The following is a 14040-nucleotide window of genomic DNA, read 5'->3' on the forward strand; positions in this document are numbered from 1 at the left end:
TGATCAGGGCCTGCCGGCCGGCGCCGCATCACAGGCACGAAGCTCGGTCACTCCGCCGTCGGAGGGCAGCACCGCCGACATCGGCACACAGGCAGCGCCTTCGGCACACCACTGGTAATCAGCGGTAAAGCCGGAGCGGGTCAGGCGCAAGCGCTCGTGGGTGGTGCGGGGATGCCATTCCCACACCCCGTCATGCAGCACCGCGTCCGGCGCCGGTTCCATTCCGGCGCCGTAACCGCGCACCCGGACCGATTCGAGCACCAGCACGGCGTTCTCCACCCGCCAGTCCTCTTCCCACAGGATTTTCTCGATCGAGTGCGTCCACCCGAGGGTGAAGCTGTTGGCCGCGAGTGTTACCGCGGCCACCGCAGTTGCGAGGCAGACACCCATCAGGCCGTCAGCGGCGAGAGCCTGCGCGCCCGCCACAGGTGCCAGCCGAATACCAACGAGGCTAGCGCAAAGCCCAGCTCATCAGTGATCGGCAAGGCAACCACCAGCAGCGATGCCGCCACGAAGGCGAGCACGCGCTCGATCAGGTTCATCGGCGTACGGAAGAAACCCACCACAGCAACTCCCCACAGGGTCACGGCAAGCAAAGCCTTGAAGAATACATAGATTGTGGCATCGAAGCCCTTGTCACCCTGCAGCATCAGCTCAGGCGCAAACACGGCCATATAGGGCACGACGAAACCGGCCACCGCAATCTGCACGGCCCGCACACCGATCTTGAGCCCCGACTCCTTGGCGATCGGCGCAGCCGCAAATGCAGCCAGCGCCACCGGCGGCGTCAGGTCGGCAAGAATGCCGAAATAGAACACGAACATGTGCGACACCACCAGCGGCACACCAAGTTCCAGCAGGGCCGGCGCCGCAATCGAGCTGGTGATGATGTAGTTGGGAATGGTCGGAATCCCCATGCCCAGCACCAGGCAGGTCAGCATCGTCAGCACCAGCGACAGCAGCAGGCTGTGCGCACCAAGCTGAATGATATACCCGGCAAAGGCGGTCGCCGCACCGGTCAGCGTCAGCGAGCCGATGATCACACCCACCAGCGCGCACGCCACACCGACCGGCAGCGCATGCATGGCGCCATCGGCGAGCGACTGCACCGCCACCTTCAGCGTGGTGCGTCCATCCTTGTAACCTGCCAGCAGAACGGCGAGCACCGCGATCACGCCCATGACCGCAACGATGCCGACCGAAGCGAAAGCCGAGCAGGCGAGGCCGAGGACGATCCAGAACACCAGCCGCAGGGACAGGCCATTGAGGCGACCGGAATACGAAGCACCGAAGATCAGCACCACGGTGAGCGCCAGGCCGACCATGCCCGAAAACAGCGGCGTAAAGCCGGCGAACAGCAGATAGACGAGGGAAATCAGCGGCGCCAGCAGGTACCAGCGCTTGCGAATCGCCACCCAGGGATCGGGGCAGTCTTCCTTGGCCAGACCTTTCAGGCCGGCGCGGCCTGCTTCCAGATGCACCATCCAGAACACGGTGAAGAAGTAGAGCACGGCAGGAATCGAGGCTGCCTTGCAGATCTCGATGTAGGGCACGTTGATGGTCTCGGCCATGATGAAGGCCACAGCGCCCATCACCGGCGGCATGAGCTGACCGCCCATCGAACTGGTGGCTTCGACCGCGCCGGCAAAGTCGGCGCGATAGCCGAACTTCTTCATCAGCGGGATGGTGAACTGGCCGGTGGTCACGACGTTGGCCACGCCCGACCCGTTGATCGTGCCCATCAGACCGGACGACACCACCGACACCTTGGCCGGACCGCCCTTGGTGTGGCCGACGGTACCGAGGGCAAAGTCGTTGAACAGGTGAATCATGCCTGCCTGCTCGAGGAAGGCGCCGAACAGGATGAACAGGAAGATGTAGCTCGACGACACATAGGTCGGGGTGCCGAAGATGCCCTCGGTCCCGAAGGCCAGCTGGCCAACGACCTGATCGAGACCGTAGCCACGATGTGCGAACACACCCGGGAGGTACTCGCCGAACAGTGCGTAGGACAGAAAGCCGAGGCAGATCAGCGGCAGGGCGAAGCCCATGATGCGCCGCGCCGCTTCGAACACCAGTACCAGGGTCACAACACCGACGAACATGTCGGCATCCGTGAGCTCGCCTGCGCGCTGGACCAGCTCAGCCTCGTACACCCAGTGATAGGCGCCCAGCGCCAGCGCACTGAAACCGACCAGTTTCGTCAGGATGCTCGTGCCCGCTGCACTGCCGCCACGCAAGGGATAAATCAGGAAGGTGAGCAGCAACAGAAAGCCGACGTGCATGGATCGCACTACCGAGCTCGAGACCGGGCTGAAGGCTGCGGTTATGATCTGGAAGACCGAAAACAGGATGGCGACGTAGAAGACAACGCGCAGCATCCCATGGCCGGCTTCAGCGGCCGGCGAGGAGGCAGTTTGAGTCATGGAAACTCCGGACTGGATGTCGCTGGGCGACGGGGCAGACGGGTGCAGGCACCCTGCTCCACTCCACGGTCTTCCGCGGAGTGGCACAGGGCGCGAACGGATGATGCAGGCTTACTTGATCACGCCCTTTTCGCGGTAGTACTTCTCGGCACCGGGGTGCAGCGGAATCGGCAGCCCCTTTACCGCATTCTCGAGCTTGATCTGGCGTGCGGCAGCATGCGACGTGCCGAGGCGCTCGAGGTTTTCGAAGATGCCGCGGGTCATCTCGTAGGCCACTTCCGTGGACACCTTCTCGTGGGTCACCAGCAGGTTGTTGATTGCCGCCGTCGGCACGTCGACCGACTGCCCGTCATAGGTGCTGGCGGGGATGACCGCAGCCCCGTAGGCTGCATCGCCCACCTTGGCCACCACGTCAGCCGGGATCGCCACGAAGTTCACCTTCACCGCCGTCGACAGGTCGCGCAGCGCAGCCACGCCGAGGCCGGACGATTGCAGGGTGACGTCGATCTGGCGGTTCTTCATCAACTCGACCGATTCGCCGAAGGGCAGGTATTCAACCTTGGAGAAATCGCTGTAGCTCAGGCCGGCGGCCTTGAGGATGGCGCGGGCATTGATCTCCGTGCCCGAGCGCGGCGCACCGACCGAGATGCGCTTGCCCTTGAGGTCGGCAAGGGTCTTGATGTTCGCATCGCTGAGCGCGACGATCTGGATGTAGTTCGGGTACACCGAAGCGACCGCACGCAAGCGGTCGAGCGGCTTGCTGAAGCCGGCATCGGCATCGCCCTTCCACGCATCGGACACCGAGTCGGCCAGTGCAAAGCCGATCTCACCGCGCCCGCTCTGCAGCAGGTTGAGGTTCTCGGCCGAAGCCTTGGTCGATTGCACCTGAACCTTGGCGTCAGGAATCTTCTCGCCATAGATCTGCGACAGCGTCACGCCCAGCGGGTAGTACACGCCGCTGGTGCCGCCGGTCAGCACGTTGACAAAGGTCGCCGCCGAGGCGGTCTGGGTGACTACCGTAATCAGCGCGCCAAGCAGGCAGTTGCGCACAATGCTCTTCATCGATCGTCTCCTTCAATAGACTTTTTGAATTCGCCCATAAATCCTGAGCCCTCAATACATCGCAATCGTCGTGCCAGAAAGCATCGACAGGACGACGCTCGTAACTATCTGTTTTTATTTGCTTGTTCGTTTTTCACCCGCACCCGCCGAGGTGCAGATTCCGAACTTCCGGAATGCAGCCACCAAAACCGTCCGGACTTTCAGACAAACCGGGGCGCACTGCGATACCTTGTGCGGTTCAGCCGCTACCTGACGGCCGAACGATCTGGTAGAACTCGGCGCGCTCAACAAAACCCGCCACGCATGGCGGAACAACAGCGATACCGGAGGCATGAAACATGGAGACAATCGACTGTGTGGTCATCGGCGCAGGCGTGGTGGGCCTGGCATGTGCCCGCGCGCTGGCGCAGGCGGGACGTGAAGTGATCATCCTCGAACGCGAGACCACCTTCGGCAGCGGCATCAGCGCGCGCAACAGCGAGGTGATCCATGCCGGCCTGTATTACGCCCCGGGTTCGCTCAAGGCGCGCCTGTGCGTAAGCGGTCGCGACATGCTCTATCGCTACTGCGCCGAGCGCGGCATCGGCCACCAGCGCTGCGGCAAACTGCTGGTCGCTCCTCAGCCACAACAGACCGATGCCCTGAAGAACATCCACGCACGTGCGCAAACGAATGGGGTGCACGATCTGCGCTGGCTCGAGACCAGCGAAATCCGTGACATGGAGCCCGAGCTCGACGCGCACGCTGCGCTGCTGTCGCCCTTCACCGGCATCGTCGACAGCCACGGCCTGATGCTTGCACTGCTGGGAGATGCCGAGCATCACGGCGCCATGCTCGCACTTGCCAGTCCGGTGCGTGGCGGGCGGGTAGACGGCGACGGCATCGTGCTGCAGATCGTCGATGACAGCGGCACCGAGACCGAGCTGCGCGCCGGGTGCGTGATCAATGCCGCAGGGCTAGACGCCATCGACATCGCGCACCATATCGAGGGCGTGCCGGCTACAGCGCTGCCGCAGGCGCACTTCGCCCGCGGCGTGTACTTCACCTACCGTGGCCGCGCGCCCTTCTCCCGCCTCATCTATCCGATTCCGGAAGCCGGCGGACTGGGCGTGCACCTCACCCTCGATCTTGGCGGACAGGCAAAGTTCGGCCCCGATGTGGAATGGATCGACGCCCCCGACTACAGTGTCGACCCGGCACGCGCCGAGCGCTTCTACACCGCGATCCGCAAATGGTGGCCCGCACTGGAAGATGGCCGTCTCGATCCTGGGTACGCTGGCGTGCGCCCCAAGATTGTCGGCCCCGGCGAGCCCGACGCCGATTTCCGCTTCGACGGACCGGCGCAGCACGGCATTCCGGGGCTCATCCAGTTGTTCGGGATCGAATCACCCGGGCTGACCGCGTCGATGGCAATCGGGGAACATGTCGCCCAGCTCGCCCGGCGCGCCTGAGGACGCGATCGGGGCCTTACCCGCCCAGCAGCTTGCGCAGGTGATTGGGCAGCGCAAACTGGGCGCGATGCACCTCGCCGTTGTAGTGCTGCAGTTGCCCGATACCGCGCTCGGCGATGCGCCGATCGACCTCGTCAGCGTCCAGCGCAAGCGGGTCGAGCGTTGCCGATGCGGTGGCGAGGCCCCACAGGCTGCCGTAAAGCGGAATGTAGAGAAAATACGGCCTGACAACGGCAAACACGTGACGCAAGCGAGCGACCAGGTCGCGCACGCGCTCGGGCTGGAAAACCGGCGCACCGATATGCAGGCTGAGCGCACCGCCCGGGGTCAGCATGGCCGCGCAGCCGCGCAGGAAATCCTCGGCGTACAGCGCTTCGGCCGGGCCGACCGGGTCGGTCAGGTCGAGCACGATGAGATCGTAGGTATCGCCTGCAGCGGGACCATCCTCCATCACGTAGCGCAGCCCGTCGCCAATGCGGATCTCAAGACGGGGGTCGTCGAGGGCGCCGTTATGCACCGACTGCAGATGGTGGCGGGCGATGTCGATGACCTTCTCGTCGAGCTCGGCCAGCACCACGCGTTCCATGGTCGGGTGCTTGAACAGTTCGTCAGCCGAACCGCCGTCACCACCGCCGATGATCAGCGCGCTGCGTGGCGCCGGATGGGTGATTGCCGGCACATGGATGATGTTCTCGTGGTAGTAGAACTCATCCCGCTCCGAAGTCATGAAGCAGCCATCGAGCCGGAACAGGCGGCCGAACTGGGGTGAATCCCAGACTTCGTACGCCTGGAACTCGGAATGACCTTGCTCGATCAGCTCCCCGCCGCGGTAGAAGTACCCGGAATCGTCGTTAAGCTGCTCAAAGATCAGGCCTTCGGCTTCGGGCAGTTTCGCACCGCTCATCGATCAGACCTCGGCGGGCAGGCGACCGCGCACCACCTGGTGCTCGACACGGTCTTCGGGGCCCATTGCGGCGATCACACGCTCGAACACGCGACGCGCACGGTCGCTGTTGTCGCGCGAGTAATTGCACACATACACGTCGAGGGTGACATCGCCGCTCTCGGGCCAGGTATGGATTGCCAGATGCGATTCGGCCAGCACGACGGTACCGGTCACGCCTGCGGCCTCTCCGGTATTCTCGTCGCGAAACTGGTAGAAATATGCGCCAAGCGGCGTGAGCCCCGCTTCGCGACATTCCGCGACGCACAGGGACTCGAGATCGGCGCACTCGCACATGAGTTTGCCGGCGTCAGCGCACCGATACAGATCGGCAATCAGATGAAGACCATTCATTTACGGGTTCGATATTCCAGGTTGAGTCAAGCTGGCAATTCTAGCATGTCGTGCTTCGTTAATATTCGTGCAAATATTACGTATTGCAGCGCCTGTCATGCCCCGTTTTCCTGCATCTGCAGCCAGCGCTCGCTGGAAAAGGTGAACGACTCCCGGTCGCGCCGCCACACCACGGCATCCGGATACACCATCAGCCACCACGTCTGCGTGCCCGGATACGGCACAGCGCGCGCAAAGCCCTCCGGCTCCAGCAAGGCGACACACCACGACGGACGCGGATCGCGAACCGACTTGTAGAGAATCGCGCCAACGCCTGCGTCGCGCACCTGCCGCGAAAACGCCTGGGTTGCCGCGTAATCGGTGGGGTGCTGCCACAGCGCCGCATCGCGACTGAACGGCGCCGCACGCAGATCGACTGCAGAGGTGGCGATGGCAGCGCGAAAGGCCGTGTGGGCGACCGGCTCCATGCGCTCGAGATCGACCGCATCCATCAGAAAACGCCAGCGCCAGTAACCGAGTTCGGCACAGGCCGTGCGGACGGTTCCGGCACCGTAGAACACGCCCGGATCGGTTGCCGCACGAAAACGCGAACCACCGCGCCGCGTCGGATAACGAAACGGCGCAGCCAGCAGATAGTCCAGCCGTCCTGCAGCGTCGGGCAACGCCGGCTTGCTGTCCTCGAGCAGACTCTCCAGTACGTCCTGCTCGTCCCGGCTGTCGACGATCTTCATCGTGGACGCGACGTGCTGTGCCTCCACGATGCGCCAGGCCGCGCCGCGCCAGGCGCGCGCCTCAGACGAGACCGCGAGAGGCGTCCAGGTACTGGACGACACGGACCAGCCCCTCCGTACTGCGAATGAGATCGACCGGACGGCCGTTGAGTGCGCGGTTCTCGCTGTTGAGCCATGCGCGGGCACTGGATTCGTTGCCGACAATGGAGTCGAGCGCACGGAAAGCGCGCACGAACAGCAGCGCAAACTCCCACTCCTTGCGCCCCTGATCAAGCACATAGTCGCCACTGTAGAGTCGCGTCACCGTTGCCGGGCTGACGCCGAGCACCCGCGCCAGCAGCGCGCGCGAAACATTGAGCTGCTCGGCGGCACGCGCGACCGCCTTGCTCAGCACCGATGCGGCTTCAGGCCGGACTGCAAGCCCGGGGGAAATGACTGCCATAGGGCACCTCCTTTCTGCAGAAATTCTAGCACATCAATATTTCTACAGAAACCACGCGGTCGATCAGACCCGCTACATTTCCTCAGTCAGCGCGGCGATGCTCACAGCCTCGTCGCGCGCGAACGCGACAAGCTCCGGATAAAAACGCAGAAAGCCCGCCTCCATCTCTGCCCATCGTGCATCACTCAGGGTGTCGAGACTGGCGCCGAGTTCGAGCGGCCGGCGCAGACGACTGCCAATGCCATTGAGCGCGCGGCGCAGGCCATGCTCGCTGCGATAGGTCGACAGCCAGTCCTGCTCAGCCATGCGCCGCAGGGGCAAGGGCAGGCCGTCGGGCAGCACGTCCGGATGACGTGCTTCGCTCGCCAGCAAGGCAGCATAGTTCTCGCGCAAGAAGGCATCCAGGGGTTGCGTATTGAATCCGTCCCAGTGCAGCGTGAGCCAGTGATCGTAGAGCATGTCCACCAGCACCCCGCCAAAGCGGCGCCAGGGTGGCTCGAAACACCGCACCGCAGCACGGTGTTCATGATGCGCATCGGTAAATGCGTCGACGCGCCGGTGCAGGCGGATGCCGATCGCGAGCGCAGGTGCAAGATCTGCCGGCAGCGGCCCTTTCACGAAATCGCCCAGCAGGTTGCCTGCAGGCGAGGTGCGGCTGACCTGAGCAAGCTGCAGATGCGCGAGAAAGTTCATCCGCAGCTCATGCTGATATCGGGGGCGAGCCCTTCTGTTGCAACGCGCTTGCGCGCCAGCTGGCGATCATGCCAGCGCGCCAGTAACAGCACACTCACCAGCGCGCCCAGAAAAGCCATGAACATGTCGGACTGCGTATCCCACGGATCGCCCTGGGTGCCGAGAAACTCGTCCGCCCCCTGCCCCATGAGCAGGGCTGCGCCCCACTCCACCAGTTCGTACCAGGCGCTGACCGCCATCGCAACGCAAACCGACAGGAAGCCGGCCAGTCGCCTGCCGCTGACACGCCCTCCCTGCAACAGGATTTCCCGCGCCAGCAGCGCCGGCACCAGCCCCTGAGCAAAGTGTCCGATCTTGTCGTAAGGGTTGCGAGCGGTCGCCAGCACGTCCTGCAGCCAGAAGCCGAACGGAACCCGCGCATAGGTGTAGGCCCCGCCGACGATCAGGATCACCGCATGCACGAAGATCAGCCCGTACAGCAGATCGGTGAGCGGATGCCGCCGGTGGGTCAGGAACAGCGTCGGCAGTGCGATCAGCACTGGCGCAACCTCCATCAGCCAGGTGGCGCGGTCATACGGCTCGATGCCGGACATCACCAGCAACACACAGCAAACTCCTGCCGCAGCAAGCAGCACGGTCTCTCGGGATCGCACCCGGTGGTTCTTCGCGTTCATCGTTTGCCTCACAGCGGACATCTGGTCGTCATGCCAGACGAGAAGCGAATTCTACAAGGCTCGCGTGGGGCCGGACTCACCGCATCCAGAACTTTGCCTCTTCGCTTACCGTCACGGTCGAGTCTTGCGCATCCACCACCGAGAAGCGGAACGGGTGCGAACCCACGCGCAGCGCACCGGGTTCGACCCTGACTTGCGCCGTTGCCGACGCCGAAGCTGCCGCCGGCACGACGACCTTCAGCGGCGCCGAAAGGTGAATGCCGTCGATGCCCGTGACGCTGACGTCGAAGGTCCGCGCCTGCTCGCTGGCATTGATCAGGCTCAGCTGGAAGGCATTCTCGATCGAGCCGTCAGCGGCTTCCGTTGCGAGCACGGCGCGGTCACGCTCGATATCGAGCTTGAGCGGCACGCGCGTGGCGAGCGACCACACCGTCACCGCCAGCAGGGAGAAGAACACGGCAGAATAGATCAGCACGCGAGGACGCAGGCTGCGGCGAATGATCGTATTCGTCGACGAGCGGTTCTTGAGCGCATTTTCGGTCGAGTAGCGAATCAGCCCGCGCGGGTAGTTCATCTTGTCCATCACCTGATCGCAGGCATCGATGCAGGCCGCACAGCCAATGCACTCCAGCTGCAGCCCGTCGCGAATATCGATGCCGGTCGGACACACCTGTACGCAGATGCTGCAATCGATGCAGTCGCCGAGCCCCTCCTCGGCCGGCACCGCCTTCTTTGACCGGCCGCCACGGGCCTCGCCCCGCTTCTCGTCATAGGCCACGATCAGGGTATCGGGATCGAACATCACGAACTGGAACTGCGCGTAGGGGCAGATGTACTTGCACATCTGCTCGCGCATGAAACCGGCGTTGCCATAGGTCGCTGCACCGTAGAACAGCACCCAGAATGTCTCCCAGCCACTCAGTGAGAAACTCAGTGTCGCATCAGCCAGTTCGCGGATCGGCGTGAAATAGCCGACGAAGGTAAACCCGGTCCACAGTGAAAGCACCAGCCAGACGCTGTGCTTGGCCGCTTTCAGGCCGACCTTGCGTGCGGACCACGGCGCGGCATCAAGCTTGATGCGCCTGGGTCGATCGCCCTCGATCCGCTGCTCTATCCACAGGAAAATCTCGGTATAGACGGTTTGCGGACAGGTGTAGCCGCACCACAGTCGCCCGGCCACCGTGGTAAAGAGAAACAGCGCCAGGGCGGACAGCACCAGCAGGATCGCGAGATAGATGATGTCCTGCGGCCACAGCACGAAGTCGAAGACGAAGAAGCGGCGGGCATCGAGATCGAACAGCACCGCCTGACGCCCGTTCCATGGCAACCAGCACAATCCGTAGAATACGATCTGTGTAAGCCATGCAAACACCCAGCGCCAGCGCTGAAAGAGGCCGCTGACCGTGCGCGGATACACCTTGGGATCGGATGCAAAGAGCGGCTGTATCGGGATGACACGCTGGGGGCTGTTCGGCTCGGACATTGGGGCGACCACGGGGTTGGAGAACACCGGTCATGACCGCCGGCTTAAGGTTTATTTTTGATGCATGTTAAGGTTAGCAGCGTCCTGGCTCATAATCAACACTTCGGATACACCTTATAAAATCATGCGCCTCAGTGCCTTCTCCGACTACTCGCTGCGTGTCCTGATGCATCTGGGCACGCATACCGACCGACTCGCCACGATCGGCGAAATTGCCAAGTTGTACGACATCTCGGAGAACCATCTGACCAAGGTCGTGCATCAACTCGGTCGTGCCGGTTACATCGACACCTTGCGCGGCAAGGGTGGCGGCATCCGCCTGGCCCGCGCCCCGCGGCAGATCCCGCTCGGCGAAGTGCTGCGTCACACCGAGACCGACTTTGCGCTGGTGGAGTGCTTCGGCGAGGCTTCGCGCTGCCACATCGAACCCGACTGCCAGCTCAAGCCCATCCTGAACGAGGCGCTCGTGGCAATGTTCCGGGTGCTCGATGGCTACACCTTGGCCGACATCCTGACACCGGGCCTTGAACGCCCCGCGGTGATCAAGGTCATCAGACACTCCATCGCAGAAGACAAGGCCTGAGCAGCGACTGCGCCCGGCTCACGCCGTTACCGCAAGCCGCCCCCGGTACAGTTCGGTAATCAGATCGCGTGGGGTGACGATGCCGCTCAGCCGCCCTTCGTGATCCACGATGGGTATATGGCTGTGCCCCGCGCCGCCCAGCAATGCAATCACATCGATCAATGGCGTGAGCTCTTCCGCCGTCTGTACCGGCGTGCTCATGACCTGACCGACAACCTCGGCCTTGTCGCTGTGCGTGCGTCCGCTGCGGCGGACAAAGCGCCGCAGGCGTTCGTCGAATCCGCGATAGCCTCCAGGACCGGCCCGTCTCATCAGGTCGGCGCGGGTCATCATGCCCACAACTCGGCGCGCCCTGTCCACCACCGGCAAGGCCTTGATCTGGTGTCGCTGCATCACCTCCCAGGCCTCTTCAAGCAGGGTTCCATACTCGACCGAGATCACGGCTCGCGTCATCACGTCTGCACAGCTCACGCTGCCGAAGCGGCGCCGGTAAGCATGTGCTTCTGCACGCAGAAACAGGTCCCGCAGGTCTTCGCGGCTGACGTCGAGCACCTGGTTGTACTCGTCGAGTACCGCATCCAGATCCTCGGCAGCCAGCCCCCGGAGCGATGAGGGTGCAGCGCCCGCCGGTTCGGCGGCAGCGATCACCGCCTTTCGTTGCGGGTACTCACGCCCGGTCGCACGGTTGTAGAGCACCGCCAGCGTCAGCAGGCAGACGGAATTGATCAGGACAGGATAGATCACGAAGCCGAAGCCGAGGCCCTCGATCGCGGGGCCACCGACCACTGCGGTCAGCGCCACCGCGCCGGCGGGCGGATGAATGCAGCGCAGCACGAACATCAGACCGATTGCAGCAGAGACCGCGACCGCAGCGGCCATCATCGGCTCCGGAATCCCGCGCGCACACGCGACGCCGATCACCGCCGCCAGCAGGTTGCCGCCGAGCATCGCCCACGGCTGTGCCAGCGGACTCGCCGGTACGGCGAACAGCAGCACGGCGGAGGCGCCCATCGGCGCGATGATCCAGGGCAATGCAGCCGCATCGACAAACAGGCGTCCAAGCAAGGCGGTTGTGAACAGCCCGAGCAAGGCACCGAACGCTGCACGCAGACGCTCCTGCCCGTTGACGTGCTGCTGGTTTGGCAGAAATCCGTGGCGTGCCGCCCAGACGCGACGCAGCACCCCCGTCATGGCGCGCAGACGCCCGGGCATGTTCGCCCGGGCGAGGCACTGTGCAGACGACTCAGGGCAATACAAACGTGCATGGAAACCGGCTTCCTCGTATCGACTCGAATCCCAACGCATCCACCGCGCGCGTTCTCGCGCGGGTGGACCATGGGCAGCGATTGGACCCGAGGACGGGCAAAGACGGAATGACGATGGTCAAGCGTCAGCGCACCCGCATCGACACCGACCGGGGCGCATGCCGGTATTGCACCGGCACATCTCAATCAGTCGCAGCGATCAGCCCTTGCCGGACGCACCCTCGGCGCCAGGGCCAAACGCCGTGCGGACCTTGCCGAGAAGCCTGAGCGCAACCAGGGTCAGGGCGCCCGCGATGATGCCGACCACGACGTCGAGCACAAGCGGCGTTGCCACACCCAGCACACCGCCGATGCCGGCCACCGCGCCGGCCACCTCTGCAGCGTTTTCGATACCATGGTGCAGCAGCGGCACACCATGAGTCAGGATGCCGCCCCCCACCATGAACATGGCCGCGGTTCCGATGACCGCAAGCGCCTTCATCAGGCGGGGCGCCGCCAGCAGCAGCCCGCGTCCGACAAGTTGCCAGACAGCGCTCGTCTTCTCCAGCAGGTGCTGACCGACATCGTCCATCTTCACGATGCCCGCCACCAGGCCGTACACCGCAACCGTGATCAGCACCGCAATAGCGGACAGGACCGCAAGCTGGGTCACGAAGGGCTGACCGGTCACGGTACCCAGTGCGATCACGATGATCTCGGCCGAGAGCACAAAGTCGGTGCGGATCGCGCCCTTGATCTTGTCCGCTTCAAACGCGGCCAGATCGACACTTTCATCCGCCACCGCCGCCAGTTGCCTGGCATGGTGAGCCGCATCCTCTGCCGGATCGTGCAGAAACTTGTGCGCCAGCTTCTCGACACCTTCGTAACACAGGAACAGCCCCCCGAGTATCAGAAGCGGCGTCACCAGCCAGGGGATGAAGGCGCTGATCGCCAGTGCCGCCGGCACCAGAATCACCTTGTTCAGCATCGACCCCTTGGCAACCGCCCACACCACCGGCAGTTCGCGCTCCGCTCGCACGCCCGAAACCTGCTCGGCATTGAGTGCAAGGTCGTCGCCGAGCACACCAGCCGTTTTCTTGGCGGCGACCTTGGTCATTACCGCGACATCGTCAAGGACGGTCGCAATGTCATCCAACAGGGCAAGCAGACTGGCTCCGGCCATCAGGGTATCCGTTCTCGGCAAGCGCGCGACCGGTGAGGTCGCGCAGATTTGAAAGGTGTCACTATAAAACCTTAAGCAGGCAAATCCACGACTGCCGGGCACAACCTCGGTCCGGCAATCGATCCGACGCTCACGAAGGCGTCCGGCACGGCGCTCAAAAGCCCCGTAGCCGTGGGTTCTCGACCTGGGCGGCAGGCCTTCATTTTGCCTTGACTATCAGTCACCTCGCCACCCACCCAATCCAAATGGAATTCCCGCTGCAACTCCTCTATGCTTCCCAATACAAGGCGGGACAAGAGGAGACAGACAATGGACAGGAACGGACGAGTGGCAACATGGCTCGAACTCGCGGTTGCGCCCGAATGGCGACGCAAGTCGATGCATGTGTGTGTTCACCCGGTTGGTGCGGGAGACGATCAGTGCTTTGCGATCTCCATGGATGGTCGTCGCCTGTGCGCGAGCAATGGTCAGCTCACGACCTTTCGCGGACGCCTGGCGGTAGAGCGCTTCCTGCATATGGTGCAGATTGAAACCTTCGATCTTGCCGAACCCGATCCGGGGATGAGCTCATTCCCGCGTGGCTATTTCTGCCTGTGCCTGAACCGGCAGAACTGCCTGAGCCCCTGCGCAGAACAGGTCGATCATACCGAACCAACCTGCTCCCCGACCTGCAGTCTCGGCCAGGTTGAATGGCACCCGCACGCCCCAGCCTCCGACAGGGGGCTGAGACGGAGCGCGCAGCGCAACTGAAGCCCTGAGGCACACCGCGAA

General features: G+C 63.6%; 15 protein-coding genes. 3 read left to right on the forward strand and 12 right to left on the reverse strand.

Features of this window, described 5'->3' with window-relative positions:
* Positions 1-3: 3 nt before the first annotated feature.
* The 3 genes from AC22G6_RS11230 to AC22G6_RS11240 form a co-directional block, all read right to left on the reverse strand.
* Positions 4-390: a DUF1850 domain-containing protein gene (locus tag AC22G6_RS11230; RefSeq protein WP_487366835.1), complete on the reverse strand. Its 387-nt coding sequence runs from the start codon at positions 388-390 to the stop codon at positions 4-6.
* Positions 390-2426, reverse strand: coding sequence for a TRAP transporter permease (locus AC22G6_RS11235; protein WP_487366836.1), 2037 nt, complete (start codon positions 2424-2426; stop codon positions 390-392). The genes AC22G6_RS11230 and AC22G6_RS11235 overlap by 1 nt, the downstream gene beginning before the upstream one ends.
* 111 nt (positions 2427-2537) lie before the next feature.
* The gene (locus tag AC22G6_RS11240; protein WP_487366837.1) at positions 2538-3488 is read right to left on the reverse strand and encodes a TAXI family TRAP transporter solute-binding subunit; all 951 of its coding nucleotides are present in this window, start codon (positions 3486-3488) and stop codon (positions 2538-2540) included.
* A 338-nt stretch (positions 3489-3826) separates the two neighbouring features.
* Here AC22G6_RS11240 and AC22G6_RS11245 point away from each other — a divergent pair, with 338 nt between their 5' ends.
* Positions 3827-4939: an NAD(P)/FAD-dependent oxidoreductase gene (locus AC22G6_RS11245; RefSeq protein WP_487366838.1), complete on the forward strand. Its 1113-nt coding sequence runs from the start codon at positions 3827-3829 to the stop codon at positions 4937-4939.
* Positions 4940-4955: 16 nt separating this feature from the next.
* On the opposite strand, the gene speE is transcribed toward AC22G6_RS11245, so the two are convergent.
* The 7 genes from speE to ccoG form a co-directional block, all read right to left on the reverse strand.
* Complete coding sequence (gene speE, locus AC22G6_RS11250; protein ID WP_487366839.1) at positions 4956-5843, reverse strand: polyamine aminopropyltransferase; 888 nt, start codon at positions 5841-5843, stop codon at positions 4956-4958.
* Between the two features lie 3 nt (positions 5844-5846).
* Positions 5847-6236 carry an S-adenosylmethionine decarboxylase family protein gene (locus tag AC22G6_RS11255; RefSeq protein WP_199917068.1) on the reverse strand — a complete coding sequence of 130 codons (390 nt, stop codon included), beginning with the start codon at positions 6234-6236 and terminating at the stop codon, positions 5847-5849.
* A 95-nt stretch (positions 6237-6331) separates the two neighbouring features.
* Positions 6332-7069, reverse strand: a complete 738-nt coding sequence (locus tag AC22G6_RS11260; RefSeq protein ID WP_487366840.1) for an RES family NAD+ phosphorylase — start codon at positions 7067-7069, stop codon at positions 6332-6334.
* A complete protein-coding gene (locus tag AC22G6_RS11265) occupies positions 7029-7409 on the reverse strand; it encodes an antitoxin Xre/MbcA/ParS toxin-binding domain-containing protein (RefSeq protein WP_108948731.1) in 381 nt (126 codons plus the stop codon). Before AC22G6_RS11265 ends, AC22G6_RS11260 begins: the two co-directional genes overlap by 41 nt.
* Positions 7410-7481: 72 nt before the next feature.
* Entirely contained in the window at positions 7482-8102 is a 621-nt protein-coding gene (locus AC22G6_RS11270; protein WP_487366841.1) for an acyl carrier protein phosphodiesterase, read from the reverse strand.
* A complete protein-coding gene (locus AC22G6_RS11275; RefSeq protein ID WP_487366842.1) occupies positions 8099-8776 on the reverse strand; it encodes a DUF2238 domain-containing protein in 678 nt (225 codons plus the stop codon). The genes AC22G6_RS11270 and AC22G6_RS11275 overlap by 4 nt, the downstream gene beginning before the upstream one ends.
* Positions 8777-8852: 76 nt before the next feature.
* Positions 8853-10259 (reverse strand): cytochrome c oxidase accessory protein CcoG, encoded by a 1407-nt coding sequence (gene ccoG / locus AC22G6_RS11280; RefSeq protein WP_487366843.1) that lies wholly within the window; start codon positions 10257-10259, stop codon positions 8853-8855.
* Positions 10260-10383: 124 nt separating this feature from the next.
* On the opposite strand from ccoG, the gene AC22G6_RS11285 reads away from it, so the two are divergent.
* Positions 10384-10842 (forward strand): RrF2 family transcriptional regulator, encoded by a 459-nt coding sequence (locus AC22G6_RS11285; protein ID WP_487366844.1) that lies wholly within the window; start codon positions 10384-10386, stop codon positions 10840-10842.
* A gap of 18 nt (positions 10843-10860) precedes the next feature.
* On the opposite strand, the gene AC22G6_RS11290 is transcribed toward AC22G6_RS11285, so the two are convergent.
* Together AC22G6_RS11290 and AC22G6_RS11295 are read right to left on the reverse strand one after the other, a co-directional pair.
* Positions 10861-12054 (reverse strand): HPP family protein, encoded by a 1194-nt coding sequence (locus AC22G6_RS11290; RefSeq protein ID WP_487366845.1) that lies wholly within the window; start codon positions 12052-12054, stop codon positions 10861-10863.
* A gap of 252 nt (positions 12055-12306) precedes the next feature.
* A complete protein-coding gene (locus AC22G6_RS11295) occupies positions 12307-13269 on the reverse strand; it encodes a DUF808 domain-containing protein (protein ID WP_487366846.1) in 963 nt (320 codons plus the stop codon).
* A gap of 309 nt (positions 13270-13578) precedes the next feature.
* Between AC22G6_RS11295 and AC22G6_RS11300 the strand changes: the two genes are divergently transcribed.
* A complete protein-coding gene (locus tag AC22G6_RS11300) occupies positions 13579-14019 on the forward strand; it encodes a hypothetical protein (protein WP_487366847.1) in 441 nt (146 codons plus the stop codon).
* Positions 14020-14040 lie beyond the last annotated feature (21 nt).

It is taken from the genome of Parazoarcus sp. PS-13 R2A (genome assembly GCF_057621855.1).

Bases quoted from the DNA above. Each gene is read 5' to 3' on its own strand.
- AC22G6_RS11230 (WP_487366835.1), bottom strand. From the start codon at position 390: ATGGGTGTCTGCCTCGCAACTGCGGTGGCCGCGGTAACACTCGCGGCC.
- AC22G6_RS11235 (WP_487366836.1), bottom strand. From the start codon at position 2,426: ATGACTCAAACTGCCTCCTCGCCGGCCGCTGAAGCCGGCCATGGGATG.
- AC22G6_RS11240 (WP_487366837.1), bottom strand. From the start codon at position 3,488: ATGAAGAGCATTGTGCGCAACTGCCTGCTTGGCGCGCTGATTACGGTA.
- AC22G6_RS11245 (WP_487366838.1), top strand. From the start codon at position 3,827: ATGGAGACAATCGACTGTGTGGTCATCGGCGCAGGCGTGGTGGGCCTG.
- speE (WP_487366839.1), bottom strand. From the start codon at position 5,843: ATGAGCGGTGCGAAACTGCCCGAAGCCGAAGGCCTGATCTTTGAGCAG.
- AC22G6_RS11255 (WP_199917068.1), bottom strand. From the start codon at position 6,236: ATGAATGGTCTTCATCTGATTGCCGATCTGTATCGGTGCGCTGACGCC.
- AC22G6_RS11265 (WP_108948731.1), bottom strand. From the start codon at position 7,409: ATGGCAGTCATTTCCCCCGGGCTTGCAGTCCGGCCTGAAGCCGCATCG.
- AC22G6_RS11270 (WP_487366841.1), bottom strand. From the start codon at position 8,102: ATGAACTTTCTCGCGCATCTGCAGCTTGCTCAGGTCAGCCGCACCTCG.
- AC22G6_RS11275 (WP_487366842.1), bottom strand. From the start codon at position 8,776: ATGAACGCGAAGAACCACCGGGTGCGATCCCGAGAGACCGTGCTGCTT.
- ccoG (WP_487366843.1), bottom strand. From the start codon at position 10,259: ATGTCCGAGCCGAACAGCCCCCAGCGTGTCATCCCGATACAGCCGCTC.
- AC22G6_RS11285 (WP_487366844.1), top strand. From the start codon at position 10,384: ATGCGCCTCAGTGCCTTCTCCGACTACTCGCTGCGTGTCCTGATGCAT.
- AC22G6_RS11290 (WP_487366845.1), bottom strand. From the start codon at position 12,054: ATGCCCGGGCGTCTGCGCGCCATGACGGGGGTGCTGCGTCGCGTCTGG.
- AC22G6_RS11295 (WP_487366846.1), bottom strand. From the start codon at position 13,269: ATGGCCGGAGCCAGTCTGCTTGCCCTGTTGGATGACATTGCGACCGTC.
- AC22G6_RS11300 (WP_487366847.1), top strand. From the start codon at position 13,579: ATGGACAGGAACGGACGAGTGGCAACATGGCTCGAACTCGCGGTTGCG.